Annotated in this window: 25 protein-coding genes and 2 pseudogenes; 10 read left to right on the top strand and 17 right to left on the bottom strand. The window is 61.8% G+C overall.

Going from position 1 to position 26,995, the window contains the following annotated elements; translation table 11 throughout:
• Nucleotide 1 precedes the first annotated feature (1 nt).
• Nucleotides 2-460, top strand: a complete 459-nt coding sequence (gene rplI, locus V5B39_RS05285) for a 50S ribosomal protein L9 (RefSeq protein ID WP_332341878.1) — start codon at nucleotides 2-4, stop codon at nucleotides 458-460.
• Nucleotides 461-651: 191 nt separating this feature from the next.
• The gene (locus V5B39_RS05280; RefSeq protein ID WP_332341877.1) at nucleotides 652-3,252 is read left to right on the top strand and encodes a putative bifunctional diguanylate cyclase/phosphodiesterase; all 2,601 of its coding nucleotides are present in this window, start codon (nucleotides 652-654) and stop codon (nucleotides 3,250-3,252) included.
• A gap of 25 nt (nucleotides 3,253-3,277) precedes the next feature.
• Here V5B39_RS05280 and V5B39_RS05275 read toward each other — a convergent pair whose 3' ends face one another.
• Complete coding sequence (locus V5B39_RS05275; protein WP_332341876.1) at nucleotides 3,278-4,606, bottom strand: ATP-binding protein; 1,329 nt, start codon at nucleotides 4,604-4,606, stop codon at nucleotides 3,278-3,280.
• A gap of 16 nt (nucleotides 4,607-4,622) precedes the next feature.
• The gene (gene ompR, locus V5B39_RS05270; protein ID WP_332341875.1) at nucleotides 4,623-5,357 is read right to left on the bottom strand and encodes an osmolarity response regulator transcription factor OmpR; all 735 of its coding nucleotides are present in this window, start codon (nucleotides 5,355-5,357) and stop codon (nucleotides 4,623-4,625) included.
• Between the two features lie 208 nt (nucleotides 5,358-5,565).
• On the opposite strand from ompR, the gene V5B39_RS05265 reads away from it, so the two are divergent.
• Both V5B39_RS05265 and V5B39_RS05260 read left to right on the top strand, forming a co-directional pair.
• Entirely contained in the window at nucleotides 5,566-6,021 is a 456-nt protein-coding gene (locus tag V5B39_RS05265) for a hypothetical protein (protein WP_332341874.1), read from the top strand.
• 81 nt (nucleotides 6,022-6,102) lie between these two features.
• A complete protein-coding gene (locus tag V5B39_RS05260; RefSeq protein WP_332341873.1) occupies nucleotides 6,103-6,384 on the top strand; it encodes a hypothetical protein in 282 nt (93 codons plus the stop codon).
• Nucleotides 6,385-6,386: 2 nt separating this feature from the next.
• On the opposite strand, the gene V5B39_RS05255 is transcribed toward V5B39_RS05260, so the two are convergent.
• The 6 genes from V5B39_RS05255 to V5B39_RS05230 all read right to left on the bottom strand — a co-directional run bounded on the left by V5B39_RS05255 (nucleotide 6,387) and on the right by V5B39_RS05230 (nucleotide 13,864).
• A complete protein-coding gene (locus V5B39_RS05255; RefSeq protein ID WP_332341872.1) occupies nucleotides 6,387-8,588 on the bottom strand; it encodes a glycosyltransferase in 2,202 nt (733 codons plus the stop codon).
• A 22-nt stretch (nucleotides 8,589-8,610) separates the two neighbouring features.
• A complete protein-coding gene (locus V5B39_RS05250; RefSeq protein ID WP_332341871.1) occupies nucleotides 8,611-9,417 on the bottom strand; it encodes a hypothetical protein in 807 nt (268 codons plus the stop codon).
• A gap of 26 nt (nucleotides 9,418-9,443) precedes the next feature.
• Nucleotides 9,444-9,821 (bottom strand): hypothetical protein, encoded by a 378-nt coding sequence (locus tag V5B39_RS05245; RefSeq protein ID WP_332341870.1) that lies wholly within the window; start codon nucleotides 9,819-9,821, stop codon nucleotides 9,444-9,446.
• A gap of 252 nt (nucleotides 9,822-10,073) precedes the next feature.
• Complete coding sequence (locus V5B39_RS05240) at nucleotides 10,074-11,387, bottom strand: hypothetical protein (protein WP_332341869.1); 1,314 nt, start codon at nucleotides 11,385-11,387, stop codon at nucleotides 10,074-10,076.
• Nucleotides 11,388-11,640: 253 nt separating this feature from the next.
• Nucleotides 11,641-12,585: a hypothetical protein gene (locus tag V5B39_RS05235; protein WP_332341868.1), complete on the bottom strand. Its 945-nt coding sequence runs from the start codon at nucleotides 12,583-12,585 to the stop codon at nucleotides 11,641-11,643.
• A 187-nt stretch (nucleotides 12,586-12,772) separates the two neighbouring features.
• Nucleotides 12,773-13,864 carry an FUSC family protein gene (locus V5B39_RS05230; RefSeq protein ID WP_332341867.1) on the bottom strand — a complete coding sequence of 364 codons (1,092 nt, stop codon included), beginning with the start codon at nucleotides 13,862-13,864 and terminating at the stop codon, nucleotides 12,773-12,775.
• A 334-nt stretch (nucleotides 13,865-14,198) separates the two neighbouring features.
• On the opposite strand from V5B39_RS05230, the gene thiS reads away from it, so the two are divergent.
• From thiS to trmB, 3 genes are all read left to right on the top strand, one after another.
• Nucleotides 14,199-14,399 (top strand): sulfur carrier protein ThiS, encoded by a 201-nt coding sequence (thiS, locus tag V5B39_RS05225; RefSeq protein WP_332341866.1) that lies wholly within the window; start codon nucleotides 14,199-14,201, stop codon nucleotides 14,397-14,399.
• A 32-nt stretch (nucleotides 14,400-14,431) separates the two neighbouring features.
• The gene (locus V5B39_RS05220; protein WP_332341865.1) at nucleotides 14,432-15,226 is read left to right on the top strand and encodes a thiazole synthase; all 795 of its coding nucleotides are present in this window, start codon (nucleotides 14,432-14,434) and stop codon (nucleotides 15,224-15,226) included.
• A gap of 65 nt (nucleotides 15,227-15,291) precedes the next feature.
• Nucleotides 15,292-16,059 (top strand): tRNA (guanosine(46)-N7)-methyltransferase TrmB, encoded by a 768-nt coding sequence (trmB, locus tag V5B39_RS05215; RefSeq protein ID WP_332341864.1) that lies wholly within the window; start codon nucleotides 15,292-15,294, stop codon nucleotides 16,057-16,059.
• On the opposite strand, the gene V5B39_RS05210 is transcribed toward trmB, so the two are convergent.
• Nucleotides 16,018-16,545 carry a TonB family protein gene (locus V5B39_RS05210; RefSeq protein WP_332341863.1) on the bottom strand — a complete coding sequence of 176 codons (528 nt, stop codon included), beginning with the start codon at nucleotides 16,543-16,545 and terminating at the stop codon, nucleotides 16,018-16,020. The genes trmB and V5B39_RS05210 overlap by 42 nt on opposite strands.
• A gap of 88 nt (nucleotides 16,546-16,633) precedes the next feature.
• Between V5B39_RS05210 and V5B39_RS05205 the strand changes: the two genes are divergently transcribed.
• The gene (locus tag V5B39_RS05205) at nucleotides 16,634-17,620 is read left to right on the top strand and encodes an ankyrin repeat domain-containing protein (RefSeq protein ID WP_332341862.1); all 987 of its coding nucleotides are present in this window, start codon (nucleotides 16,634-16,636) and stop codon (nucleotides 17,618-17,620) included.
• Here the strand turns inward: V5B39_RS05205 and hemW are convergent.
• From hemW to V5B39_RS05180, 5 genes are read right to left on the bottom strand one after another with little or no spacing between them, the layout of a single operon-like run.
• Nucleotides 17,580-18,833, bottom strand: coding sequence for a radical SAM family heme chaperone HemW (hemW, locus tag V5B39_RS05200; RefSeq protein ID WP_332341861.1), 1,254 nt, complete (start codon nucleotides 18,831-18,833; stop codon nucleotides 17,580-17,582). The two genes, V5B39_RS05205 and hemW, sit on opposite strands and share 41 nt — an antisense overlap.
• The gene (gene rdgB, locus V5B39_RS05195) at nucleotides 18,833-19,438 is read right to left on the bottom strand and encodes an RdgB/HAM1 family non-canonical purine NTP pyrophosphatase (RefSeq protein WP_332341860.1); all 606 of its coding nucleotides are present in this window, start codon (nucleotides 19,436-19,438) and stop codon (nucleotides 18,833-18,835) included. Before rdgB ends, hemW begins: the two co-directional genes overlap by 1 nt.
• Nucleotides 19,435-20,151 carry a ribonuclease PH gene (gene rph / locus V5B39_RS05190; RefSeq protein ID WP_332341859.1) on the bottom strand — a complete coding sequence of 239 codons (717 nt, stop codon included), beginning with the start codon at nucleotides 20,149-20,151 and terminating at the stop codon, nucleotides 19,435-19,437. Before rph ends, rdgB begins: the two co-directional genes overlap by 4 nt.
• 12 nt (nucleotides 20,152-20,163) lie before the next feature.
• A complete protein-coding gene (locus V5B39_RS05185; protein WP_332341858.1) occupies nucleotides 20,164-21,093 on the bottom strand; it encodes a PP2C family protein-serine/threonine phosphatase in 930 nt (309 codons plus the stop codon).
• A gap of 6 nt (nucleotides 21,094-21,099) precedes the next feature.
• Nucleotides 21,100-22,053: a serine/threonine protein kinase gene (locus V5B39_RS05180; protein WP_332341910.1), complete on the bottom strand. Its 954-nt coding sequence runs from the start codon at nucleotides 22,051-22,053 to the stop codon at nucleotides 21,100-21,102.
• Nucleotides 22,054-22,156: 103 nt separating this feature from the next.
• Here V5B39_RS05180 and V5B39_RS05175 point away from each other — a divergent pair, with 103 nt between their 5' ends.
• On the top strand, nucleotides 22,157-23,023 hold the full coding sequence (locus V5B39_RS05175) for a YicC/YloC family endoribonuclease (protein WP_332341857.1): 867 nt from the start codon (nucleotides 22,157-22,159) through the stop codon (nucleotides 23,021-23,023).
• A gap of 132 nt (nucleotides 23,024-23,155) precedes the next feature.
• On the opposite strand, the gene V5B39_RS05170 is transcribed toward V5B39_RS05175, so the two are convergent.
• The 3 genes and pseudogenes from V5B39_RS05170 to V5B39_RS05160 all read right to left on the bottom strand — a co-directional run.
• A complete protein-coding gene (locus V5B39_RS05170; protein WP_332341856.1) occupies nucleotides 23,156-23,563 on the bottom strand; it encodes a hypothetical protein in 408 nt (135 codons plus the stop codon).
• A gap of 462 nt (nucleotides 23,564-24,025) precedes the next feature.
• Nucleotides 24,026-25,057: pseudogene (locus V5B39_RS05165) on the bottom strand (IS110 family transposase).
• Nucleotides 25,058-25,332: 275 nt separating this feature from the next.
• A pseudogene (locus V5B39_RS05160) lies at nucleotides 25,333-25,733 on the bottom strand (IS3 family transposase); the annotation flags it as partial.
• Nucleotides 25,734-25,798: 65 nt separating this feature from the next.
• Between V5B39_RS05160 and V5B39_RS05155 the strand changes: the two are divergent.
• Nucleotides 25,799-26,976 (top strand): IS3 family transposase gene (locus V5B39_RS05155; protein WP_332341855.1). Its coding sequence is split into 2 segments (ribosomal slippage): nucleotides 25,799-26,060 and nucleotides 26,060-26,976, totalling 1,179 coding nucleotides; the frame shifts between segments, so codons are not numbered across the junction.
• The last annotated feature ends 19 nt before the right edge of the window (nucleotides 26,977-26,995 follow it).

Genomic DNA, 26,995 nt, shown 5'->3' with positions numbered 1-26,995 from the left:
GATGCAAATCATTCTGATGGAAAAAGTCGCCAACCTCGGCAACCTCGGCGATCTGCTCAAGGTGAAGGATGGCTACGCCCGCAACTTCCTCATCCCGACGGGCAAGGCCAAGCGCGCCACGCCGGCCGCCCTGAAGGAATTCGAGGTCAAGCGGGTCGAGCTGGAGAATGCCGCTCGTGAAAAACTGGCGGCGGCACAGGCGTATGCAGAAAGGCTGGGCGGAGCGGTCGTCCGGATCGCCCGCAAGGCCGGCGTCGACGGCCGCCTATTCGGTTCGGTGACCAACTTTGACGTTGCCGACGGGCTGCGCGCGCTTGGTTTCGAGATCGAAAAATCGGCTATTCGCATGCCAGCCGGCCCGCTCAAGGTGATTGGCGAAAGCCAACTGGAAGTGGCTCTGCACGGCGACGTCATGGCGACGATCACGGTGGCGGTGGTCGTCGAACAACCGAAGCTGTAGTAGGTGATCGTGATACGGCGCCGCCATCTGGCGTCGAGAGCAAGGCCTTGCCCGAGGGCAAGGCCTTTTTGCGTCTGGGCTACGGACCAGGAGTACCAGGAAATCTGACCGTTCGCGTGCTTCTTCGCACGTCCTGCCATACTCTTGGAAGCAATAATCGTCGATGGACAACGCTTGGCAGGAGGCACAGGGTGGAGCACGCAAGCATCGAAGGCCAGGGGCGGGCGCGTTTCGCGCTCAAGCGGTATTTTTCGCTGAGCAGCCTGCTGTGTACGGTTCTTACTGCCGTGGTGCTGGGTTGGAGCTACCAGCATCTTGCCCTGGACGACCTCAAGGACCTTGCCGAAAGCCGCAACGTCGTCCTGACTCATGCCCTTGCCAACGCGCTGTGGCCGCACTTTTCCATCCTCGTCGATGACAGTGCCGGCGCAACGGCCGATGCCCTGCGCGCACGCGCACAGGACACTCACCTCCAGGAACTGGTCGCGCAGCACATGAAAGGTACGGATGTCGTCAAGGTCAAGGTCTACGCCTTGAACGGCGTCACGGTATTTTCCACCGATACCCGGCAGACCGGTGAGGACAAGAGCGGCAATGCCGGCTTCCTGGCGGCGCGTGCGGGGAGGGTCGAGAGCGTTCTGAACCATCGTGACACGATGGACACCTTCGAGGGCACGGTCACCGATATCGACGTCATTTCCTCCTATCTGCCGGTTCGCGACGAGAGCGGGCGGGTTGTCGGGGTGATCGAGATCTACGGCGACGTCACCACTTTCGTCGCCCATCTGGAACAGACCCGCCTGATCGTCATCGGCATTGTCTTCGGTCTCCTGGCGCTGCTCTACGGCGGGCTCTATCTGCTGGTGGCGCGCGCCCAGGGGATTATCGACCGTCAGTCCTCCGAGCTGGAGGAATCGCTGAAAGGTGTCGAATTGGCCAACCGGGAACTCGACCGCCGGGTTCAGGAACGGACGCAGGCCCTCAATGAAATGAACCGGACTCTGAACGAGGAGATCGACATTCGGCGCGCCGCCGAGAAGCAGCTCAAGCTGGCGGCGGAAGTCTTCGACAACGCGATGGAAGGCATCATGATCACCGATGCCGATGAGCGGATTCTGGCCGTCAATGGCGCGTTTACCCGGGTGACCGGTTACAGCGTCGACGAAATCGTGGGCCGGACGCCCAGCATTCTCAGTTCTGGACGCCAGGACGAGGCATTCTATGCAACGCTCTGGACGGCGCTGCAAGTCGAGACTCACTGGCAAGGCGAATTGTGGAACCGTCGCAAGAACGGCGAAATCTTTCCGGTGTGGCTGAGCATAACCGCCGTATTTGATGAGCAGAATATCGTATCGCACTACGTGGCGGTGTTCTCCGACCTGACCCAGCGCAAGGCGGCAGAGCGAAGAATAGACCATCTGGCCTTCTACGACTCCCTCACCGATCTGCCGAACCGCCGACTGCTCCTGGACCGGTTGCAGCACGCACTGATTGCCAGTGCGCGAACCGGTCGCGGCGGCGCGTTGCTGTTCATCGATCTCGACAATTTCAAGAGTCTGAACGACATCGTCGGTCGTGACCAGGCCGACCTGGTGCTGCAACAGGTCGCCCAGCGGCTGGCGGGTTGTGTGCGTGCCAGTGACACGGTGTCGCGCCCTGGCAGTGACGAATTCGTGGTGATGCTCGAAGATCTGAGCGACGACGGCCAGGAGGCGGCAAGACAGGCCGAAAGCGTTGGCGAGAAGCTTCTCGCCACGCTCAGTCAGGTCTATCCGCTCGCTGGCTACGCGCACCACAGCACGGTCAGCATTGGCATTGCCCTGTTCGCCGATCGCCAGGAGGTCGTCGATGAACTGCTGCAGCGAGCGGAATCGGCCATGCACCACGCCAAAAGGGCGGGCCGCGATACCCTGCGCTTCTTCAACCCGACGATGCAGGCGGTGGTGACGGCGCGCGCGGCTCTGGAAGCCAGTCTGCACGAAGCTGTCCAGAAGGAGCAGTTCCTTCTTCATTTCCAGGCACAGGTGGATTCCTCCGGCCGGGTCGTCGGTGCCGAAGCCTTGTTGCGCTGGCAGCACCCGGAGCGTGGCCTGGTGTCGCCGGCCGAGTTCATTCCCCTCCTCGAGGAAAGCCGACTGATCCTTCCCATTGGCCAATGGGTGCTGGAGACCGCATGCGATCGACTGGCGGCCTGGGCCGCCCGACCCGAACTATCCGGTCTCACCCTGGCGGTGAATGTAAGCGCTCGTCAGTTCCACGATGATGCCTTTGTCGATCAGGTGCTGGCGGCGCTGGCCCGTAGCGGAATCCAACCGCAACGACTCAAGCTGGAGCTGACCGAAAGCCTGCTGGTGAACGACGTGCAGGCAATCATTACCAAGATGACCATCATCAAGGCGAAAGGCGTTCACTTTTCGCTCGACGATTTCGGTACCGGTTACTCATCACTTTCTTACCTGAAACGCTTGCCGCTCGATCAATTGAAGATCGATCAGAGTTTCATCAGAAACATCCTCACCGACCTCAACGATGCCGCGATCGCCCGGATGGTCGTCGTCCTGGCAGAAAGTCTGGGCCTGGCGGTCATTGCAGAGGGCGTTGAAACCGAGGCTCAGAGAGATTTCCTAGCCGGCCAGGGTTGCCATGTCTATCAGGGCTACCTGTTCAGCCGCCCGCTGCCGGCCAAGGGCTTCGAGGAATTCGCGCGGTGTGCGTTCATTCCCCATGATTCCGATCATCGGCCTGCCGGAGAGTTGCCCCCAGGGACAGGAAATTCAGGGCCACCGGCGTGACCATACCGCGCTGCCCGAACCGGCTTCAGCCAGCGCTGCTGGTCGGGGAAACAAGGGGCCATTCGACGCGCGCGATCAGGCCGCCGCCCGGATTTGGCAGCAGGTCGAGACCGCCGCCGTGGGCGCGGGCGATGCGGTCGACGATGGCCAGACCAAGGCCGGCACCGCTGCTGTGGCTGCGTGCCGCGTCGAGGCGGGTGAATGGGCGTTTGAGCCGTTCGCACTGTTCCGCCGGGATGCCTGGACCGCGATCGCGCACTTCAAGATAGAGGCGGCCGTCGGTGATTCCACCAGCGAGTTCGAGCGCCTGTCCGCTACCGGCATACTGCAGGGCATTGTCGAGCAGATTGCTCAACAGGCGTCGCAGTGCCAGGGGGCGCGCGGCGATTTCGGGCAGTGGTGTGGCAAGCCGGATCTCGACCAGCGCGCCACGGCGGCGATAGCTGTCGGCCATTTCCTGAAGCAGGGCGCTGCAATCAAGGATCTGCAAGGGCTCGCCGGCATCGTGTCGGGCAAAGGCGAGAAACTGGCCGATGACCCGGTCCATTTCCTCGATATCTTCGTTCATTGCTGCGCAGTCGCTCGCATCGAGGTCGCTGATCTCGATGCCCAGCCGCAGGCGCGTCAGCGGTGTGCGCAGATCGTGCGAGATGCCGGCCAGGATCAGGTTGCGGTCGTGATCGAGTTGTTGCAGGTCACGCAACATCTGGTTGAAGCCCCGGCTGACCAGCATGATCTCGTCGGCACCCTGTTCCGGTAGTGGTTGCGGCCAGCGGCCGCGACCGATCGTTGCTGCGGCGCGGGCGAGTCGTTTCAGTGGTCGCGTCACTCCAAAGACGATCAGGTAGGCCCCAAGCAACGACAAACCGAGCGCAGCGACGCCCCAGCCGAGCCATTGCGCGGGGAACGTCTGGTCGAGGCGCTCGCGCGGCATCATCACCCAGTAGTCGTCGTCGTCGATCGCGAAACTGATCCACAGACCGGGCATCTCGTCGCGTTCGAGGCTCAGGCGGGTCGAGGTGCCGAGTTGCCGGCGTACTTCGACGGCGATCTGTTGCAACAAGGCCTCGTCCGGCAGCGGTGCGATGCGGTCGTCGTCTTCCGCCGGGTAGACGCGGATGCCTTCGCGTTCCGAAAGCTCGAGTAACAATTCGCGCCGCAAGGAAGGCGCCGCGGTGAGCAAGGCGGTACGGGTCAGATTGATCACGCTGGCCACCATCTGCGCGGTCTGCCGGGCACGTGGTTCGAGCGCGAAGTGGCGGTAGATCGCCGACCAGGCGAGCACCGCCAGCAGTTGCAGCAGTGCGACGAGCAGAAAAACGCGCCATAGCAAGGTGCGCGGAAGCAGCCTCATTGAGCGTTGCGCATGATCAGGGAGCGGGGCTGGTTGGTCCGTCCGGGACGAAGACGTAACCGAAACCCCGCACTGTCTGCAGATAGCGTGGTTGCGTCGGATTATCCTCGATCAGCTTGCGCAAGCGGGATACCTGGACGTCGATCGCCCGGTCAAAGACTTCGTATTCCCGGCCACGGGCGAGTTCCATCAGCGTGTCACGTGACAACGGCTGTCGCGGGTGGCTGACGAGCGCTTTCAACAAGGCAAACTCGCCGGTCGTGAGCGGGATCTCCTGGTCGTCGCGCTGCATGCGGCGGGTCGCCAGATTCAAGCGGATGCGGCCGAATCCGAGCACCTCACCCGCCTGGCCGGGGCTGCCGGGTGGACCCGCCGGCGGTCGCCGACGCAACACGGCGTGAATCCGGGCGACCAGCTCACGCGGGTTGAACGGCTTCGCCAGGTAGTCGTCGGCACCCATTTCGAGGCCCACGATGCGATCGATCTCGTCACCCTTCGCGGTCAGCATGATGATCGGCAGGATGTTTCCCTGCCCGCGCAGCCGCCGGCAGATCGCCAGGCCATCCTCACCCGGGAGCATCAGGTCGAGTACGATCAGGGCATACAGCTCGGCGGCGAGTGCGCGGTTCATCGTCTCGCCGTCTTCCACTGCCTTGACGGCAAAGCCTTGCTCGACAAGATACCGGCTCAACAGGTCGCGCAGGCGCCGATCATCGTCGACGATCAGGATGCGATCTTTCCTTTCGTTCATGTATGCAATGCTAACGCGGATCGAGAGTGGCGATGCAAGTGCGGATGCGCCGGAAACAATTGTTTACAACAATTTACAACAATTCCTTACAAAACGGCGCCGGCGGCTCATCGTCTGCTTACATTCAACGGTGAAACTGCTCACCGTCGCGCTGCCGTTTGCAGTGATCAATGGCCCCGCAGGGTGCCTCTGGAAAGGAGAACACAAAATGAACGTATCATGCTCATCAGGTCTGGGGTTGCTCGCCGTACTCACGATGCTCGGCGGAAACCCTGCAATGGCGGGGGAATGGCAGAATCCTCCCCGTCCGACTGCGCACATCGGAGAGGTTCGCCAGTACGCCGGCGAACGTCATTACCCGCCCGAGCGTTATCCCGCCGCGCCGGCACCCTGGGGTGGACATTTCCGCAGCGGTGACATCGACGCTCGTCAGGAGCGCCAACACGCCCGCATCCGGCAGTCCGGCCAGCTGACCCGCGGCGAGATGCGCGAGCTGATGGCCGGGCAAAGGGCGATTGCGGCCAAGGAGCGGGCGTATCTGGCCGATGGTTATCTGAATCGCCGGGAGTTCGCCGATCTGCAGAATGATCTGGAATACGCGTCGCGGCGCATCTATCATTCGAAGCACGACGGCGACTGGCGCGGCCGTTACCACGGGGAATAGGGCCTGATGGGCACCTGAGCGGCAAGCGAGCGCGCTGCCGTGGCCGGGGGGGGTCGATCAGCAGCCATTGCGGAGTGAGAAATGAACATCGCGACTCGGATTGCCGGGGTACTGTTGGGTACGCTGGCGGCCTCCTTGCCGGCGTACGCCGGCAAGGAGGCCGATCGTGCTTACGATCGGCATCCGCCGGCTGGAGAGAGGCGCGCCAGCGACCGCCCGGAGGTGCGCGACGGCCACCGCGGTGATGACGCACCGGCGCGTCGCCTGAGCCCGGATGAGCGTCGCGACCTGCGTCGCGACATTCGCGATGCCGGGCGCGAGATCTACGATCGCGATCGCCGGCGGGGTCGCGAAGGCGGCTGACCTCATCGGGGACGAGAGGAAGCCGGGGATCTGAGCAGGTCGAGGTAACGCGCTGCCATCGTCTCCAGGCCATGATGAGCGCGCACGTAGGCGCGGCCGGCGATGCTCAGCAACGCTGACCGTGCGGGCTGCGTGAAAGACTCACGCATGGCCGTGGCGAGTTCCGCCGCCGTGCAGTGCTCGGGGAGCAGCCAGCCCGTCTCGCCGGAACGGACGATCTCGCCGGTACCGCCGCTGGCGTTGGCGATGACCGGCAGGCCGGCCGCCATGGCCTCGAGAACGGCGTTGGGCGATCCCTGGTGGGTCCCGAGCACGATGGCGGCGGTGAATGGTTCGCAGAGGTAGCTCGTGGTGGGGTCCGCGCCTCGGAAGTGCACCGCAAGCCCGGACGCCTGCGCGCGCAGTTCGGCCAGACAGGCGGCATGTCGCGCTTCGGCCTGGCCGACGAGATGCAGTTCGGCAGTGGGTTGATCGCGTTGTACTTGCGCAAAGGCCGCCAGCACGGTTTGCAGGCGCTTGCTCGGCGCGATTCGCCCGCTCACCAGAAAGCGTGGCACTGCCGGTGCCGGCACCGCGCGCGCGGAGGTCGCCACGCCATTGGCAATGACCGTTGTGCGCCGACAGGTCGGCGTGTCGGTCGCGTGGTACTTCAGGACCAGCACATCCAGCCGCGCGTAGTAAGCCGCCGCATCGAGGTCGATGGCGGCGGCGAAGTCGGCTGCCCCGTCCAGTTCCACAAACGCGTCATGCCCCGGACTGACATCGATCAGACACAGTTCGGTCGGTGCGCAGCGCGCCAGCAGGAGTTTGACTTTCGGGTCCACATTCCAGAAGCAGAGGGTCCGGAGAGCGTGCGCCCCGGCCCAGCCGAGCAGCGATTCGGCGAGTGCATACGGATCGACCTGCGCTGCCGGCCGGAAGGTCTCGATGCCATGCTGCGCCAGGGTGTTGGCAAACGCCGTCTGGGTTGTTTCGCCGCAGACCGCCACGGCCAGCGGATGCTGCGCGGCGATCTGCGTGACCAGGTTGACCAGCGAGCGCTGGGCGCCGCCGGCATTCAGGTTGGCGGTGATGAACAGCGTCTCGACACGGCGTGTGCCGGGCCTTTGCCAGGCCGTGGTCAGCGACCACAGACGCGGTGCGCGCGGCAACGACTCGCCGGTCAGCGTAGCACGCACCGGCAGTGCGGCCAGGTGCGCGGCGATGAGGGCGTCGGGCGCGTCGGGCGACAGCAGGTGCAGCCCGGCGTGCGCCCGTTCACCCTGACCGCCGACGGCGGTCGCCAGCACCGGCAGACCGGCGACGAGCGCTTCGCGTACCGCCATGGAGAAGCCTTCGAAGCGGCTGACGTTGAGCAGTACGTCGGCGGCCGCATAGTAGGGTCCGATCGGCTGCACGAAGCCGGGCAGCCGCAAGTGATCCACAAGTCCGGCCGCACACGCCCGCGACACGACGCGGTCGAGTTCAGCCAGGCCGTCGCCATCCAGCGCCCCGCCAAGAATCAGCAGGACCGCCTCGCGCCGCCGCCGTAGGTGGCGCATGACGTCGATCGCACGGGCGTAGTCCTTCTGCGCCTTGAAGGCGCCGACCGCGGCCACCAGCAGGGTATCGGATCCGACACGCAACTGTGCGCGCACCCGTGCCCGGAGGGCCGGATCGATTGCCGCCGGGTCGAGTGCCGGCACGTGGCGCAGCGTCATGACCGGCACCTGGCAGCCATCGGCCAGCATCTCCTGGCGAACCGCGTCGGCGCAGGCGACGGCAAGCGGCACCTGTGCCGGCCGCCAGCGCACCGGGTCGTTGCGCCAGCCGGCGCGCGCGTTGTGTACCACCGGCACGGTTTGCACCCCGGCGTTCCACAGGATGTCGATCAGTTCATCATTGACCAGGTGCACCGATACCGGTGCACGCGCCGTTCGCCATTGCACGGCCAGTTCTGTCAGAAATGCGGTCGGTGTCTGCTGGCTGCGCATGCGCAGAGCAATTCCGGTGGGCGGCGTCCACTCGATCCGTCGTGGGTGCAGTACGGCCAGCTCGATCGTTCGTTTTCGTGCTGCTTCGGCGCCCAGCCATTCGAGCACGATCCGCTCGGCCCCCCCGAGCGCCAGCGATGCCACCAGGACTCGCAGTGGTTCACGCCGGTCGCATATTGGCAGGAGGCCCGCGACGGTGCGTGCCAGCAGTGGATCGCTTGACGCCTTCATTGGATCAGTTCATCGCAGGTCGTCAATAGGCTGTGCTGGAAGCTGTGGCATCGTTCGCCTCGCGGGTCTCGGCCGCGCCATTCCGATCCCAGTTTTCGGAAGCACCGGCACCGCCGAATGCGCCGCCAGCGGCAAGCATGCCGGCGGAAGCGATCCGCGCGGTGTCTCCGGAGGATGAGGACGAACGGCTCTCCCGGTCGCTGGACCAGCCATTTTGGCTGCTGTCGTCATCGAAGCGGCTGCCCGACGACGATGAGGACGAACGGCTGTCCCGGTCGCTGGACCAGCGGACGCCATGGTCGTCGGCGTCGAACGACTGCTCGGCGACCCGAGTCGTGAAGCGCCAGCCTCCCTTGCGCGTCCAGGTGAATTCGCGCTCCGGGTGCCAGTAGCGGACCTCGGGGTTGGTTGCATCCTGCAGGCGCAATACGAACTTGCCCTTGCCGACGCGCAAAACGCCACCGCCGGGGTGATCCTCATAGACAAACTCGGTCAGTGGCGTACCGTTGGTGTCGGCCAGGCGAACCCGTTCCCGGCCCCCATGACGCTTCAGCCGCGCCATGGCCACGCCCAGCCCCGGCGGATTTTCCCATTGCTCACCGCGTTGGCTGGCGGCAGCGCGGCGCCGGCGTCGCGCCGAGACGAACTCCACCAGCTTCTGCGGGTGGTACCAGGGTTGCAGGTCCGGAAACATCGACTTGAAGTAGGCTTCCGCTTTTGCCACTGCGTCGGGCAGGGCCTCGCTTTTTGCAAAACGCCCTGCCGACCGGAAATGGCGGATTACCAGTAGCATGACAAGCAGCACGACAACGGCCAGTATCCAGACCATGGGCTGTTCCCTTTCCATACGAGGTGCTAGCGCGAGTGAATTTGCGCAATCGCCCGTCCGATTGTGGAATCGGTCTGCACGGGTTCGACATAAAGGATCGACGTGGCCGGCAGGATCAGATGATCGGCACCGTGGTCCCCGCTCTTGCGCAGCATGATCTTGTGGCTGATTGCCCCCGAAGTCGGGTCAACGATTGCGCGCACCGTCATCGCTTCGCGCAGAACAGGGAAATCGGTGCCCAGATGGTCGAGTCGTCCGTGCAGCAGCGTGCCGTCAGTCAGCATCACCGCCTGGTAGTGGGTGGTCAACAAGGGCTTGTGGAAGCGCCGTTGGTTCTGGTGGACGGTGACGGCAAGGGCGGCAAAAATGAGCAGCCCGACGACACCGATCACGGTTTCTTTCATCTGTTCTGACTCCTGCTGTACGCTCGCTGTCGGACCTTCAGCCCCTACAGCGTCGAAGAAAGGCATGCTTGCCCCTTGCGGGTGTACCTTCAAGTGGATCACGATGGTTTGAAGTGCGACTACGAGCACGTACTGAAGAAGCCTGGGTGGCGCCAAGCCTGATCGGGCCACCGAGGAATCAGCGGTTGCCGGATCTCATGACAGGGCAAAAGCCGGGCAGATCGTCGTGAATACGCGCCTCGCAAGTGATTTTCAGGTGAATGGCAGGTAGCCCAGCCCGGTGTGCATCAGGCCAACGAGGTCGATGTTGACCGCATTGATGTCGAGATTGGCGGCAGCCTTGGCAAGGGAAACCTGGGAGAATTGGCCGGCATCAATGGCAGCGGACCAGAAAGTCACTTCGGCGGTGGTCGGTGCATGGCCGAAGAGGTTCTGATAAAGAACTTCCACTTCTGCCGCGTTGGAATAATGTTCGCCGAGTTTGACCCGCAGCGCCAGGGCGATCAGATCGTCGTAACTCATGCCGCCGTCGAGCAAGGAGAGCGCAATGCCTGCGTAGGCCTTGTTGGTGACAAATGAGGGTCCGAAGACCACGCCCAGGATTCTGGCGGTGGTGCCGGCGTTGCCGTTGGCCACATCGAGCGCGAGACTTTGGTCAGCAAAGCCGAGCCGCTCGATTCCGCTGAGGGTGTCTACGCCGTCGCTACCGGCATTCGCCTGTACCCGGAGGGCGTCACCACTTGTGCTCCAGCCATACTGGGCGAACTTGCCGCTGAACATCGCGCTGTCGATGCCGCTGCCACCATCGAGCGTATCGTTGCCGGAACCGCCGACGAGGGTGTCATGACCAGAGCCACCAAGCAAGATATCGTTGCCAGCATATCCGCTGAACTGGTCGTTGCGCTCACTCGCGGTGATGGTGTCGTTGTCGTCGAGGAAGCTCTCCGAGAGAAAGAATCCCATGCCACTGCCCGTGCTCTGGATGCTGTTGAGGATCGGAGCAGTGAGTTTGGCCGAGTTGCTCACCGAAAACCGATCCCCCTGCGGGGAGGTGACGGTCAGATAGTCGAGTGTTCCGCTTGCCTGGAGTCCCTGATAGTTCACATTGCCAGCCGACTCGAATGTCCAGCCGGATTGCCTGTACATGATGCTGTTGTAGCTGCCGAAACCATTGCCGCTGGCATTGAAGCCGAGGCTTCCCACGGCTGACATTTCGAGGCCAAAGAACCTGAAGCTCAGGTTTGAGAGGGTTCCCGAGAGGCTTTCCTCGTCGTTCTCGAGGCGCAGGTTGCCGGTAAAAGTGAAGGTGTTACCGGAGGGGTCCGAGTATCTGACCTCGTCGATGACCCAGATGTCGGTATCGAACCCGTGGCCACTGATGTCGAGCGTTCCCTGATTGTCGAACTGCGCCGCATAGGTGGTTGGGGTCAGTCTCTCGGAATTGATTTCCGAATCGTCCAGGAGGACGATTGCCTGCGTCATTGACTGCGAGAGCTGCTGCGCAAGTTGGTTGGGGGTCGCAAACCACGCGGCCCAGTTGGTCGTTGAGAAGTTCAAGTTCGCCATTTGATGACTCCTTCTTATGGTCAGGAGGCGCTTCGCGTGCAGTTGTGCGCGGCTTCGGCAGAAAATCAACCCCCACCCGCTGGCGGAAACCGTCTCAAGGGAGTGACTTGTGCGGGGTCATCAATCATGGGGGCCTCGTATGTGTGCGGTCAAGGAACCGTTTCGGCTTGCGGCAGGCTACCGGCGATGACGGATACGGAGTCATCCGTCAGGGCCACCACCAGATGACCCTCTCCTGCCTGGATGGGCTCCGTCACTCGTGCGCCTGTGGCGGATTGCCGTTCATCCGGTAGACCAGACCGGTCTTGGTTGTTCCCAGGGACAGCCAGTCGCGACCGGTCGTTTGCAGTGCAATGAAAAACTGACGGCAGCGTTGCATGGCTTTCTCGTGCAGTTCGTCCCGGCGCGTGAATTTGGCCTGGAATGCGAACTCACCGCAGAGCGGCTTGTGCGTACCGCGTTCGCGCCAGATCGCAATATTGACGTCGGCGGTCACCCCGTGACCAAAATCGAAAGTTCCAAGGTCCTGCAGGATCTCTTCGACGATCGCGCCGTTGACCAATGCCAACTGGTCGTCGCCTGCGAGCTTCAGGGAGTCCAACGCCGGGAACATCCGCACCAGACCACTCAGGAAAGCGTGTGCGCCTTCGGGTTCCTGGCTCAAGGGAAATTGCGCGTTGTGTGAGAAGAGCAAGCGATACGACCCGACCTGATCTTTCAACGGGAGCGCCTCTGCCTTGAACTTGATCCGATAGTGACCGGCAATCTGCGGCCGCACGTCCAGGTCTGCGGCCTTCTGCATTTCCGGATGACGGAATTTGAAGACGATCTCCGGATCTCCTGCGGGAAAACCGTCTTCGTAGGTGACGCGCTGTCGCAGGATGAACGCATTGTTGTAAAGGCGGAAGTCGGCGGTGTCAAAAAACTCGACCTCCCGCACCTGTGGCTTGAGGGTTATCCCCTTGCTTGAGAAATCAATCCCGAACTCTTTCGCTGTCTGACGAGCGAGTTCTCCGTACTCGAAGAATACTTTTGCAGCGATGAAACGATCGGGTTTCAGGATCAGCTTGCACTCGAGATACTGCACCTCGTCGAGCGGATGTCCGTCCGAGTACTTGCCCTGTTTGAGCTGGAGAAACCGCTCGTGACCCATGCCTTCGTCAGTTTTCGGCAGCGTGCCGTTTTCGTGGTGCGCCATTTCGCTTGGTCCCTTTATGATAAAAAACGTGACTAACGGTCATGACTTTTCCAGGTGCCCCCGATCATGCAGGTCATGACCATTTCCCTCTCCCCAACCCCTCTCCCGCGAGTGGAGAGGGGAGATTCTTGCGCCGCTGACGCGACTTTGACATTAAACCCCGATCACCGGTCACTTGGTGAAGCAATTATGGTCCTGACGCACTGCTTGCCTTGCCGGCAACGCGCACTGGCCAGATTCTCGACATCAGCCAAGTGAAAAACAGGCCGACCATGCAACCGAGAAGGACCTCGATCACGCGCATCAGGCCGTCTTCGATGCCGACTTCCTTGGAATGATGCATCAGCCCCGAGGCGATCACCAGCGCGGCAGTGATCGGTGCCTGACGCCACATCGCCGGTACGCGAACGACGTAGGTCGAAAGCAGGACGGTCACCGCCATGGCCAGCGGCAGCTTCCACTGGCTCGTACTGCCGACGACCAGGAACAGCAGACCGACGGTACAGCCAAGCAAGGTGTTGAAAATCCGTCCACGGAAAGTGGTCATCGCCTCGTGCATGTTCGGATCGCTCACGGCGATCATCGCGCTGATTGCCCAGATCGGATTGGTCCCGATACCCATCTGCAGCAATAACCAAAGCGTGCCACTCGCGATAAAGATATGCGCGGCGAAACGCACGCCGACCAGATCGGCTTGCCGCAGTCGCTGTATGGCGCTCGGCAGCCGATCAAAGCCGGACGTATTCTGCCAGCCCGTTTCTCCTGATCGCCTTTCTGCAGACGACGCCAGAATTGCCTGTCGCCTCTCGCGGCGCGCCTCGATGAGTTCAAGTTGGCGATTCTGAAAACCCTGCACGATGGTGAACAGGACGCCGGTAGACCAGGCAAAAGTCATCAAGCCGGCAATCGCGATCATGCCTTCAAGCAAATTCCATTCGTCAGACAAATTGATACTGCTGCCCAGGGTCGTGTATTCCAGGAGCGCGAAATAGAACGACGTGCCAAACTTGGGAATGGACCCTGTGACGACGAAGAAAGCTGCCCAAACGGCAATTTCGAGCAGATGCACCAGCATGATCAGCCAGCTTGCAAGAATGATGTTGCCGAGTCCCCAAAGGAAGGAATGCGAGCCATTCGCCCTGTGCTCTAGGGTACGGCTTGTATCGATCGTCAGGATCATGCCAAACCCATGCACGACCATGGTCGCGGCGACCAGTACGATGCCCCAGGTCACCTCGGTAACCGAGGTGATGTATTCGGGAACGGGTAAATTGGTCATGCAAAGATGGTTTTCAGGGGTTCATCCACAGGCACTGCAACCGTCTCGACGGGTGATCGGTACCTCTGCCGGACAGCTTGGCACCCCAGTGGCGTCCGCCAGTGTGACTTGGCATCGCGATATCGCACGGCAAGTTTCCGCGAAACATGTCCATTGCAGTAGAGCCTTCCTGAAACGCGCTCGGCGCACTCCTTGGTATCATGGCGCGAGAGTGTAGCATGGGGATGGACCGTGCACCGTTGTGCCCCGTGTGCCTTGCGCGGGGGTGGTTGGTTCGCCCAGTCGCACATCCGCCGGAATTCTTCTGGCCTCTGCGTGCTAGAATTTCCGCCCTATGGAAATCCTGATCAACGGCGAAAGCCGCCAATTTTCTTCGCCGCTGACGGTGGCCGAACTCGTGCTGACCTTGAACCACGCCGGCAAACGCATCGCCGTCGAACGCAACGGTGAAATCGTTGCGCGCGGCCGGCATGGCGAAACGATGCTGGCCGATGGTGACCGGATCGAGATCGTCGTTGCCGTCGGTGGCGGTTGAGACTCATTGACTTGCTCTCAAGCGAAAGACACATGCCATCTTCCCCACACAGCCTGACGGTCGCCGGCAGGATCTACCGCTCGCGCCTGCTCGTCGGTACCGGCAAGTACAAGGACTTCGCGGAAACTCGTGCCGCCATCGACGCCTCCGGGGCCGAGATTGTGACTGTCGCGATTCGCCGTACCAACATTGGCCAGAATGACGGCGAGCCAAACCTGCTCGACGTGCTGCCACCTTCGCAATTCACGATTCTGCCGAATACCGCCGGCTGCTACACCGCAGCGGACGCAGTGCGCACGCTGCGGCTGGCGCGCGAGCTGCTCGAAGGACATGCATTGTGCAAGCTGGAAGTGCTCGGCGATCCGACCAGTCTGTTTCCAAACATGCCGGAAACGCTCAAGGCCGCCGAGACGCTGGTCAAGGAGGGCTTCGAGGTGATGGTCTACTGCGCCGACGATCCGATCCAGGCGAGAATGCTCGAAGAGATCGGCTGCGTGGCGGTGATGCCGCTGGCTTCGTTGATCGGCTCGGGGATGGGGATCGTCAATCCCTGGAACTTGCGTCTGATCATCGACAACGCCAGGGTGCCGGTGCTCGTCGATGCTGGCGTCGGCACCGCTTCGGATGCCGCGATTGCAATGGAACTCGGTTGCGACGGGGTACTGATGAATACCGCCATCGCGCACGCCCGCGATTCGCTGCTGATGGCCAGCGCCATGAAAAAAGCCGTCGAGGCCGGACGCGAGGCCTTTCTCGCCGGGCGGATGCCGCGCAAGTACTATTCGGCAGACCCTTCGTCACCGACCAGCGGCCTGATCGGGTCCTAGGCATGATGGCGGTGCAGGACTGCGTGCAGGCGGGTCTGGAAGCCGGCGTTGATTTGGGCGCGGGCATGAGCGCAGAGAGGGACCCAGATGCGGGCGCAGGTACTGACGCCAATACGGTGGTGCGGGCCGGGCATATTCGCAGCTTCGTCCGCCGTCAGGGGCGGATGTCGAATGCCCAGCAGCGCTATCATCAAGAGATGATGGCGAAGGTCGGCGTTCCTTACGCGGCGGCACGCCTCGATCTCGATGCGCTGTTTGGCCGCGTGGCCCCTCGGATTCTTGAAATCGGTTTCGGCATGGGCGAGACTTCGGCCGCGATTGCTGCCCTGCATCCTGAAAACGACTATCTCGGCATCGAAGTCCACACGCCGGGTGTCGGCAGTCTGTGCAAACTGGTCGCCGAGAAATCCCTGCACAATCAGCGCATCATTCAGCACGATGCCGTCGACGTGCTGCGTGACATGCTGGTGCCGGGGTCGCTCGCCGGGGCGCACATCTTTTTTCCCGATCCCTGGCCGAAGGTACGCCACCACAAGCGGCGGCTGCTGCAAGCGCCGTTTGTAGCGCTGCTCGCCAGCCGCCTGCAGCCGGGCGGCTATCTTCATTGCGCGACCGATTGGGAAGATTATGCGCAGCAAATGTTGGCCGTGCTCTCGGCCGAAACGCTGCTCGAGAATACGGCATCCGGTTATGCGCCGCGCCCGGAACATCGCCCGCAGACCAGGTTCGAGCAGCGCGGCCGGCGGCTTGGGCACGGCGTCTGGGACCTGGTATTTCGCCGTCGGCTGGATTCACTCCAGGCGGAAGATGACCGGCAGAATGAATTCGCGTGAATTCGCCCAGCCAATACGCCCCATCGCGTAAGCCGCTTTCACCGCCGCCTGGTCGAGGAGGGCATGGCCACTGCTGGCGGCGATGACGACGTCGCTGATGCTGCCGTCGTCGGTAATCGTCAGCAGCAGGCGCACTTCGCCTTCGAGGCCGCGGGCGACGGCTGCGGGCGGGTAGTAGAGGTGCTGCGACAATTTGCGCTGTGCGGCCTCGATCTGGTGCCTCGCCACCGCTCTGACAGTTGGCGGCAGCGCACGAGCAGCCGGTGAGGCAGGGGGTACCGCCTTGACCAGGGCCGGGTCATTGATGAGCGTATTTTTCAGCAGCGGCTCGTTGTTGCGCACAGGGGAAGGCGCCGGTGGCTGCAGGGATGCCTCGATCGGCGGCGGAGCCGGTGGCAGGCTGAGTTTGCGGGCATCCCAAAACAGCACCCCGGCGTGCAGGGCGAGCGAGAGAGCGATGGCAAAGGGCAGGCAAGGCAGCATCATGGATCTGACATTGTGAAGCAAAACCGTGCGGCAGGCACGGGCGCAGGGTTTTGCAAAGGTATCTGTCGAATCGGAATGGAGAACGCGTGTGAAGCTTTTGATCAAGCCATTCAGCCACCGGACCTTGCTCCTGTGCTGCCTGCTGGCCCTGACTGCGCCGGCGTCAGCCTGGGCATCGCTACCCGATCCCATCACCTTTGAATATGCCGTCGAACGGGGCGATCTGCGCACCGTCAAGCGCTGGCTCGACGAGGGACTGAATCCGGAGTACCAGGCAGCGCACATCGGGACGGGTCTGATGGTCGCGGCCTGGTATGGCCAGATCGACATGATGGCACTGTTCGTCGAACGCGGTGCCGATCTGCGGCAGACCAATCGTCATGGCGAACAAGCGCTGCAACTGGCGGCCTGGGGTGGGCATCAGGAGGCCGTCAAATGGTTGCTTGATCGCGGTGCGCCGCTCGAACGTATCGGTAACCAGTGGGGAGCTCTGCACTACGCAGTCTTCAATGGCCATGAAAAGGTGGTCAACGATCTGCTGGCGCGTGGTGCCAATGTCAATGCGCGTGCCCCGAACGGGGCTACGCCCTTGATGATGGCGGCTCGTGAAGGCCACGAGAATCTGGCGCGCGGTTTGCTCGAGGCGGGCGCCAATCCGAAACTCCAGAGCGACTGGGGTGATTCTGCTCTGACCATGGCCATGCGCTACGATCACCTGCGGCTGGCGAAAATGATTTCGTCGCCAGAGGATTTCGCGATTGCCGTCAAGGCGCCGAAGGAGAGCTTTGGCGAAGCGACACGCTCGGCTGCGGTCACGCCGACAATCGACGCGATTCTCAAGGAGATTCGTCTTGCGGAAGCCGAGGGACGGCCGAGCGAGGAGCTGCACAAGAAACTGCGCGCCGCGGTCAATGAGTTGCGGGTCAGTTCGGTCCCGCTGGCACAGCGGCCGATGCCACGCCCCTATGTGCCGCGCTCGATGGTGATCACTGCTCGCCGCGCGCAGCCTGGTGCCGAACGCGCGCAGTTGGTCGTCACCCCGCGTCGGCCAGGAAATTCACCAGTAGGCGATTGAGAAAGCGTCGGCCGTGCTCGCTCGGGGCGATGCGCTGCTGTCGGCGTTCGATCAGTCCTTCCTGTTCGGCCTGTCGCAGCTTGCCCTCGATGCTGAACAGCGACAGCGCAGTCCGTGACTCGAAGAGCTGTGCGTCGAAGCCCTGTACCAGGCGCAGCGCGTTAAGCATGAACTCGAACGGCAAATCCGCGGCAGCAACGGCAAACTCTTCCTGCACCGGCATCCCGGCGGCCACCTGGGCCAGATACTGCGCCGGTCCTTTCCAGCGCATCTGGCGCAGCACGCGATCGTGCAGCGTCAGCTTGCCATGCGCGCCGGCACCAATTCCCAGATAGTCGCCAAAATGCCAGTAGTTGAGGTTGTGCTGGCACTGTCGGCCAGGTCTTGCGAAGGCCGAGGTTTCGTAATGCAGGTAGCCGGCTGCTGCCAGCCTGGCCTCGATGGCGTCCTGCATGTCGGCACACAGGTCGTCTGCGGGCAGTGCCGGTGGCCTGGCGGCGAAAGCGGTATTCGCTTCGATGGTCAGTTGATAGCAGGACAGGTGCGGTGGTGAGAACGCCAGCGCCGCGTCGAGGTCGGCCAGCGCCTCGTTCAGCGTCTGCCCGGGCAGACCGTACATCAGGTCGAGATTGAAATTGTCGAAATGGCTGGCGGCGATCGTGATCGCGCGTCGCGCCTGGTGATCGTCGTGGATGCGACCGAGCGCCTTGAGATGCTGTGGGTTGAAGCTCTGAATGCCGAGCGACAGGCGGTTGATCCCGGCGTCGCGAAAGGCTGCAAAGCGGGCCGCTTCAACGGTGCCCGGATTGGCTTCGAGCGTGATCTCGGCACCCGGCAGGAAGGGCAGGCGGCTACGCAGTGCGGCCAGGAGTTGATCGAGCCCCGCGCCCGAGAGCAGGCTGGGCGTCCCGCCACCCAAAAAGAGACTGTCGATACGGCGTCCCCAGACCAGCGGCAGCGCCGACTCAAGGTCGGCGATCAGGGCCGCCAGGTAGTCACTTTCGGGGATCGCCATCGGCGCCGCGGTGCTGCTGGCCACCTGCAGCGAATGCGAGTTGAAATCGCAGTAGGGGCACTTCTGCACGCACCACGGGATGTGGACGTAAAGCGAGAGCGGCGGCGGGCTGCGAAATCGCGGTGTGGGGTCCTTTGCTGCCGCCAGGCACGCCTGCGGCAGCAAAGGAATGACCCTGCGGCTTCGGCTGCCGGGCATCAGCGTGGAGGTGAAAGTTGCGCGCGCGCTTGCAGGCGTTCGACGAGGCGGGCGAGCGCCTGGCCCCGGTGCGAACGGCGGTTCTTTTCGGCGGCGTCGAGTTCCGCTGCGGTCCGGTCGAGTTCGCGGATATAGAACAGCGGATCGTAGCCAAAGCCATCGTCACCGCGTGCTGCCGGGAGAATTTCGCCGTGCCATTCTCCTTCGGCAATGATCGGTTGCGGATCGCCGGCGTGACGAACAAAAACGATCAACGAAACGAAGTGAGCCGTGCGCTGAGTGTGGTTGCCGAGTTCGGAGAGCAGTTTCTGATTGTTGCGGGAATCCGACCTGGGTTCGCCGGCGTAGCGGGCGGACTGCACCCCTGGAGCGCCGCCAAAAGCGTCGACACAGAGGCCCGAGTCGTCGGCCAGCGCCGGCAGGCCAGTCAGGCGTGACGCGTGGCGCGCCTTGGCCAGGGCATTCTCGACGAAGGTGCCATGCGGTTCTTCGGCCTCAGGAACGCCCAACTCGCCCTGGGGAATGAGTTGCCAGTCCAGCGGTGCGAGAATCGCGTCGAGTTCCTTGAGTTTCTTAGTATTGTTTGAAGCCAGGACAAGTTTCATGAGAGTAGGGCCGCTTTCTGCTGCACCAGCAGCTCACCGATGCCGGCCGCAGCGAGGTCCAGCAACTCGTTCATCTGTACGCGCGTGAAGGGGTCGCCTTCGGCGGTCCCCTGTACCTCGACGATGCCTTGCCGGCCGGTCATCACCACGTTCATGTCGGTGTCGCAGTGGGCGTCCTCGGCGTAGTCGAGGTCGAGAATGGCTGTGCCCTGGTAGATCCCGACTGAAATCGCGGCGACCTGATCACGCAGCGGGTTTTCGCTGATCTTGCCCTGGCTCAGCAAGTGCTCACAGGCGTCGTTGAGCGCCAGCCAGGCGCCGGTGATCGCAGCGCAACGCGTGCCGCCGTCGGCCTGCAGGACGTCGCAGTCGAGCGTGATCTGGCGTTCGCCGAGCCTTTTCAAATCGGTCACCGCACGCAGCGCGCGACCGATCAGGCGCTGGATTTCCTGGGTGCGACCGCTTTGCTTGCCCTTCGCCGCCTCACGTCCCGTGCGTGTGTGCGTCGACCGCGGCAGCATGCCGTATTCGGCGGTGACCCAGCCCTGGCCGCGACCGCGCAGAAAGGGCGGTACCGACTCTTCGACGCTGGCCGTGCACAGGACGCGGGTATCGCCGATTTCGATCAGTACCGAGCCTTCGGCGTGGCGAGTAAAGCGGCGCATGATCCGTACCTGGCGCAACTGTGAGGCCAGGCGTTTGCCGAGGCGCATGCGGGTCCCTCCTTATTTGGTGTACTTCTGGATGGTCGAGCGGATCTCTTCGATGGCGAGTTCAATCTCCTCCTCGGAGAGGTCGGTCTTGCTGGTCTGGCGGCGTCCGAATTCGTCGATGATCTTGGTGATCGAGTCTTTCGGCATGGTCTTGGTGGAGATCAGGCCACTCGTACCGCTCCCGCCGCTGCTCTGATCGCTGTAACTGTCTCCCCAGCGCACGGCGATCATCGACAGGTTGTCGGCGTGCGAACCGCCGCGGACTTGCGCGTCGTTCAGCAGCAGCGGCACGGCATACGCCAGATCGGCGGTCTTCAGGGAAAGTGCCAGGGTGCCGGCGGGGAGCACACCCCATACGCCATCCGTGCACAGCGCCAGGACATCTCCCGCTTCCAGGGTGGTCTTGCGGGAATACTCGATTTCCGGCTTTTGCTGGCCACCCAGACAGCCGTAGATTTTGTGGCGGTCGGGGTGAACGGCCATTTGTTCTTCGCTGATCACCCCCTGATCGAATAATTGTCGAACACGCGAGTGATCCCTGGTCTGCGCCAACACCTTGCCGTTACGCAGCAGATATAGCCGTGAATCGCCCGAGTGCACCCAGTATGCGATGTTGTTCTGCACGATACAGGCGACGCAGGTAGTACGCGGCGAGTCAACCAGATGATGCCTTTCGGTATAGTCGACAATGGCCCGGTGGGCGTTGATCATCCCATTCTGCAGAAACAGGAAGGGGTCACGCATGCGTGGCTTGAATTCGTGCGTGAATGCCTCGGTCAGCGTCTGCACCGCGATCTGGGCTGCGACTTCACCATAATAGTGACCACCCATGCCATCGGCGACGACCATCAGCAAGGCTTCCCGTGAGTAGCAGTAAGCCAGCCGGTCTTCGTTATTGGCGCGCATGCCGGTACGGCTTTCCTGGTAGATGCTGAATTTCATAATCCCCTAGGTTTTCTTGAATTTGCCGACTACCTGCAACAGCCAGGAGTCCTTCTGCTGCGGGCTTGGAGGTGCAGTGGAAGTGATGACCGGCTCGGTGAGCGCTTTCTGCAGCGCAAAGACGCTTTGCGGCCGGTAGCGATGGTTCAGGCACAGACACCAGTCGATGGTTTCGAGCAATTGATCCGAGTATTGTCCTTCCCAGCGGACCATGGCGGGTATCATCCGATCCTTTTCAAGGCGCTCGTTGGCCGGTTGCGGTGTATTGCCGGAGATGCAGGCATACATCGAGGCGCCAACACTGTAAATGTCGCTCCACGGGCCGAGCAGGTCTCGCTGGCAGTAGTGTTCGGGAGAGGCAAAGCCGGGGGTATACATCGGCTTGAGCATTGGCGTGTCAGAAGCCAGCGTCTGGCGGGCCGCGCCGAAGTCGATCAGCACCGGGATGTGGCTGTTGCGCATATAGATGTTCGACGGTTTGAGGTCGAGATGCAGCAGCCGGTGTGCATGTACCTCGCGCAGGCCGTTGAGCATCTTGGTGAACACATTGCGAATGAAGTTCTCGGTGACTCCGGCGCGGTTCTTCTGGATCAGCTCCTGCAGGGTATGGCCGCTTTCGTACTCCATCACCATGTAGACCGTATCGTTGGCACGAAAAAAATTCAGCACGCGAATGACGTTAGGGTGGGAAAGCGCGGCCAGTGTCCGACCTTCCTCGAAAAAGCATTTCATGCCGTAGCGAAAAGCCGGCAGATGATCTTCACTGATGACCGGAGCGGTCTGCCCCTCACTGCGCAAGGCCAGCGTATTGGGCAGGTACTCCTTGATGGCGACGCGCTTTCCCTGTGCGTCGGTAGCCACGTAGACGATCGAAAAGCCTCCCATCGACAGCTGATGCTCGATGGAATATTCATCGAGCTGGAAACCGGCGGGAAGGGGTTGGTTCGCTTGTTGCACCATCCGTGTCAGGGCTATCATTCACATGGTTTCCCATTGTCCGGTTTTTTGCGGTGAACTGTAAAGCCGGTTGCTCATTCAAAATCTTTTAGGTGTCAGGATTTCAATGATTTATAGCATGACCGGCTATGCTGCCAGAACGCGCACCGTCCGCGGCGGGGAATTGCACATCGAATTGAAAAGTGTCAATTCACGCTACCTGGATTGCCAATTTCGGGTTTGTGACGAATTGCGCATCGTCGAACCGGCGTTGAAAGAACTGATCGGTGCGCGCATCCACCGCGGAAAACTCGAATGCCGGGTCAGCTTTGTTCCGGAAAGAAGGAATGCGCAACCGCTTTGCCTGAATGCCGATCTGCTTGAACGCCTCAGGTCGTTCGACACCCAGATTCGCAGCATCCTGCCCTTGGCCGCTCCGCTGAGCGTGAGCGACATCCTCAACTGGCCGGCGATTTTTGGTGATGAAAGTGTCGATGTCGAGACCGCGCTCCCGGCCTGTCTGACGTTGGCCGGCGAGGCCCTCGATGATTTCACAGCGAGTCGGGCACGCGAGGGAGAAAAACTCGCGGTGGTGATTCTTGAAAAGGTTGGCCGCATGCGTGCCCTGGTGCACGAAGTCGGGCCACGCATTCCGGTGGCACAGGCATCATTCAACGAGAAGCTCAGGCAGCGCTTGCTGGACGCCGTGCAATGGGTCGACGATGAACGAATCCGTCAGGAAGTTGCGGTTTTTGCTGCGCGCATCGACGTTGCCGAGGAACTGGCGCGCTTGTCGACCCATCTCGATGAAGTCGAGCGGGTACTCAAGACCGGCGGTACGAGCGGCAAACGACTCGATTTCCTGATGCAGGAACTCAATCGCGAGGCCAATACGCTCGGTTCCAAATCGCTCATTACGGAAGTTTCGCAGACTGCGATCGAGTTCAAGCTGCTGATCGAACAGATGCGGGAGCAGATCCAGAATCTGGAGTAGTGTTTCTTGGGGTGCATTACCGCTCCAAGAAGCCATAATGGATTCCCGCTTTCGCGGGAATGACTACAATGAAAAGCCACGAGGGATAGGGGGCGCGAGTCCGCCATGTTCTTGCGCAAGGGGGTCTGGAGGTTAATGCGATGAGTCTGCCTTCTGATCGCCCTTGGTTTCTGCTGCCGTCTCCGCGGCGACCGGCGCCGTCGGCTTCTTCTTTTTGGTGCCGGGGGGCTGTGGCGGCGGCAGTTGAGGCTCGACCGTTTCCAGCTTGTTCTCGCGCATGTAGATATCCATGTCACGCCAGCCTTCATAGACCGCGGCTTTTGGCAACCAGGAATAGATCGAATAACAATCCTCGATGGCACGTCCCGATTGCCGGCAGGCACCGCCGACCGCTTTTCCTTCGGCCTCGTCACGGGCCAGCTTGGCTGCCGGTGCTTCGAGGCCGAGCTTCTGCTGGACGGCATCGCAGCCACTCAGAGCGAGCAGCAGCGAGCCGGTGATCAGGAGGCTACGCAGTGGGCAGGGTGCTGGGTCGGACACGGCGTTTTCTGGGGGAAGAATATATGGGAATACGGAATACAGGATGCCGCATTTTAACCACAGTCGAAGGTACCTGGGTACGAATCAGCCATTCCAAATTTGCCCTAGCAGCCTTACATGGTCGCCCCTGGGTTTGCCAGGCATTCAAGTGGTGACGGTTCGAAGGGTAAAGATTGCAGCCATACATTCGGACTTTGATCGAGGCGATGCCTCTGTCCCTGATGGAATTCGCTGATCGATGCCTCATCAGTCGGACGCGCTTGAAGCGCGAGGCTGCTATCAGGTTGAATCGACCACGGTCTTACCTGTCTTGCCATCACGTCATGATCGCCTGAGCAATCGGTGGGGTTACTCCTCTACAACGACAAAAAGCGGTGGTGCTGCAATATCGCAGGGTTGTCCATAGGCGCTCGCGAGCGCGCCCCCTACGCTGGCGAGCGAGCGCCTGTGGGCAACCCGTGTTCATGCCGCCGACGGTTCATAGCCGGGCTGATAGTCCCGCTCGTGGGCCAGTAGCGCCCAGACGATGCGGGCGTTCTTGTTCGCCAAGGCCACGGCTGCGACGTTTTTGTTGCGCCGGCCGATCAGCTGCGCCAGCCAGCTTTGCGCATACCCCGCTTTGCGCTCGGCTGCCCGGATCACCGCCCGAGCGCCGTGGATCAGCAGCGTGCGCAAATAGGTATCGCCGTGCTTGCTGATGCCCAGCAGCCACTGCTTGCCGCCACTGGAGTGCTGCTTGGGGACCAATCCCAGCCAGGCCGCCAGCTGCCGTCCATTCTCGAAACTCTTCGCATCCCCGATCGAGGCCACCAGCGCGCTTGCCGTGATCGGACCGATACCGGGAATCTGTGCGAGCTTCTTGCTCGCCGCGTTTTCCCGGTGCCAGACTTAGATCTGCACCTCCAGTTCGCCCACTTGGCGGTCGAGTTCCTTCAGGTGGTCCCCGAGTCGATGCAGCAATTGGCGGAAGGCGCCCGGCAGTCCGTTCTCCCCGTCCTCCAGGATATCCGGCAGGCGCTTGGCGATATGGCTAATTCCCTGCGGGATGATGATCCCGTATTCGGCTAATAGCCCCCGGATCTGATTGGCCTGCGCCGTGCGTGCCTTGACGAAACCCTGGCGGGCACGATGCATCGCCAAGACCGCCTGTTGCTCGCCGTTCTTGATGGGAACGAAGCGCATATTGGGCCGGCCCACCGCTTCGCAGATCGCTTCGGCATCTGCGGCGTCGTTCTTGTTCGTCTTGACGTAAGGTTTCACGAACTGCGGGGCCATCCGCTTTACCGTATGCCCGAACGCTTCCAGCTTCCTCGCCCAATGATGCGCGCTGCCGCAGGCTTCCATGCCGATCAGGCAGGGCGGCAGGTTGGCGAAGAATGGCGCCACCTGCTCGCGCTTCAGCGGCTTCTTGAGCACGGCCTTTCCTCGTTCATCCACGCCATGTACCTGGAACACGTTCTTTGCCAGATCAATACCAACTGTCGTAATCTTCATCTCGGTCGCCTCTCCTGTTTGGTGGTGGAAGTATCGCCTCTCCACTTTGGCACGCAGATGCCGTTTCGGGAAGGGGCGACCATCCCATTAGTCGGACTTGAGGTTTGGAAAACTGCCAAATTTCACAATGCGGAATGAAAAGGCCGGATTTTGCCGACTTTCCGGCCTTTTCGACGGCTTTCCCCTCGTTTTTCCCTACTGTGGGCGCAACTTGGCCATGCGCTGGTTCAAAGTTCTGAGGTTCCCTCGGTTTTTCGTCTTCCAAAGAGTGGGTTTCATGCGAGCAGTTTTTCCTGATGCTGGTGTCTGACCCAGTGTTCGAGGAACTGGATCGGCGACAGGTAACCGAGGGTCGAATGCTGCCGCTTCCGGTTGTAGAACCCCTCGATGTACTCGAAACTGGCGGCCTTCATGTCGGCTGGGTGGCGTACTGAACACCCTGCACCCGCTCGTTCTTGAAGCGGTTGAACCCGCTTTCCGTCGGGGCGTTGTCCCAGCAGTTGCCCTTCCGGCTCATCGAGCAGGTCATGCCGTATTCCTGGAGCTTGTCCTGGAAGGCGTGGCTGGCATACTGGCAGCCCCGGTCGGAATGATGCAGCAGCCCCGGTGCCGGTCGCTTCCTGAACCAGGCCAGGGTCAGCGCATCCGTGGCGATGTCCGCCGTCATGCGCGGCTGAGCTTCCCCCGAAATTTCGTCTGCCCAGGGTGACCTAAAATTGAGTCACTTTTGGAAGGCAAGACATGAAGATACCGAAGCAAGCCTATACGACCGAATTCAAGGAACTGGCGGTCAAACGGGTCAAGGATGGTCAGAGCATCCGTGCCGTGGTCAAGGAACTTGGGCTGGGCGACCAGACCTTGCGTCACGGGATAACAGCGTCAGCAGAAGGCCAGCTCAATGGAGCGGGGAGCAGAGTGGTCACACCCGAAGAGAGGGAGCTCTCCAGGCTGCGAGCCGAAAATGGCCGTCTCAAGCGGGAGAACGAAATCCTCAAAAAAGCGACGGCGTCCTTCGCCAGGGATGTGCTGTGAAGGACGCCTGGATTGCCGAGCAGGGAAATGCGTTTGCACTGACCGAAAGGTGTGACGTGCTCGATGTCAGCATCAGCGGCTATCGTGCCTGGAAGCGTGGCGGCAGGTCGGATCGTCAGCGACTGACCGATAGCCAGATGCTGGCGCTGATCCGCTCGATTCATGCCGAACTCAAAGGAGCCTACGGCAGTCCGCGCATGACGCGCGAACTGCGCACCCGAGGCTTCTCGGCCAGTAAGGAACGGGTCGAACGACTGATGCGCGACAACAGCATCCGCGCCCGCCACAAGCGGCGCTACCAGGTCACGACGGACTCCAGGCATGGTCTGCCAGTAGCGGAGAACCTTCTCTCCAGAAACTTCACACCGGCGGCGCCGAATCAGGTCTGGACGTCGGACATCACGTATCGGTGGACAGATGAAGGCTGGCTCTACCTGGCCATCGTGCTCGACCTGTTCAACCGCGAAGTCGTCGGCTGGTCGCTCAAGCCCCGCATGACCGCGGACATCGTGACCGATGCGCTGACCCTGGCCTGGTTCCGCAAGAAACCAGCGCCGGGGCTGCTGCACCACTCCGACCGGGGAAGCCAGTACGCCAGTCACGCGTTTCAGGACAAGCTCAAGGAATACGGCATGATTTGCTCGATGAGCCGAAAAGGGAACCGCTGGGATAACGCACCGACGGAGAGCGGGTTCAACCGCTTCAAAAACGAGCGGGTCCATGGCGTTCGCTACGCCACACACGCCGGGATCAAAGCTGCGGCCTTTGAATACATCGAGGTCTTTTACAACAGAAAACGGCAGCATTCGACCCTCGGCTACAAGTCGCCAACGCAGTTCCTGGCGGCTTGGCTCAGCGGGCAACAGGAAGGAAAACTGGTCGCATGAAACCTACCCTTTGGCAGAC

This window comes from Accumulibacter sp. (assembly GCF_036625275.1).
Lineage (GTDB): Bacteria > Pseudomonadota > Gammaproteobacteria > Burkholderiales > Rhodocyclaceae > Accumulibacter.
Note: the sequence above shows the minus strand (reverse complement) of the source record. Positions and strands in the feature narration are given on the sequence as shown.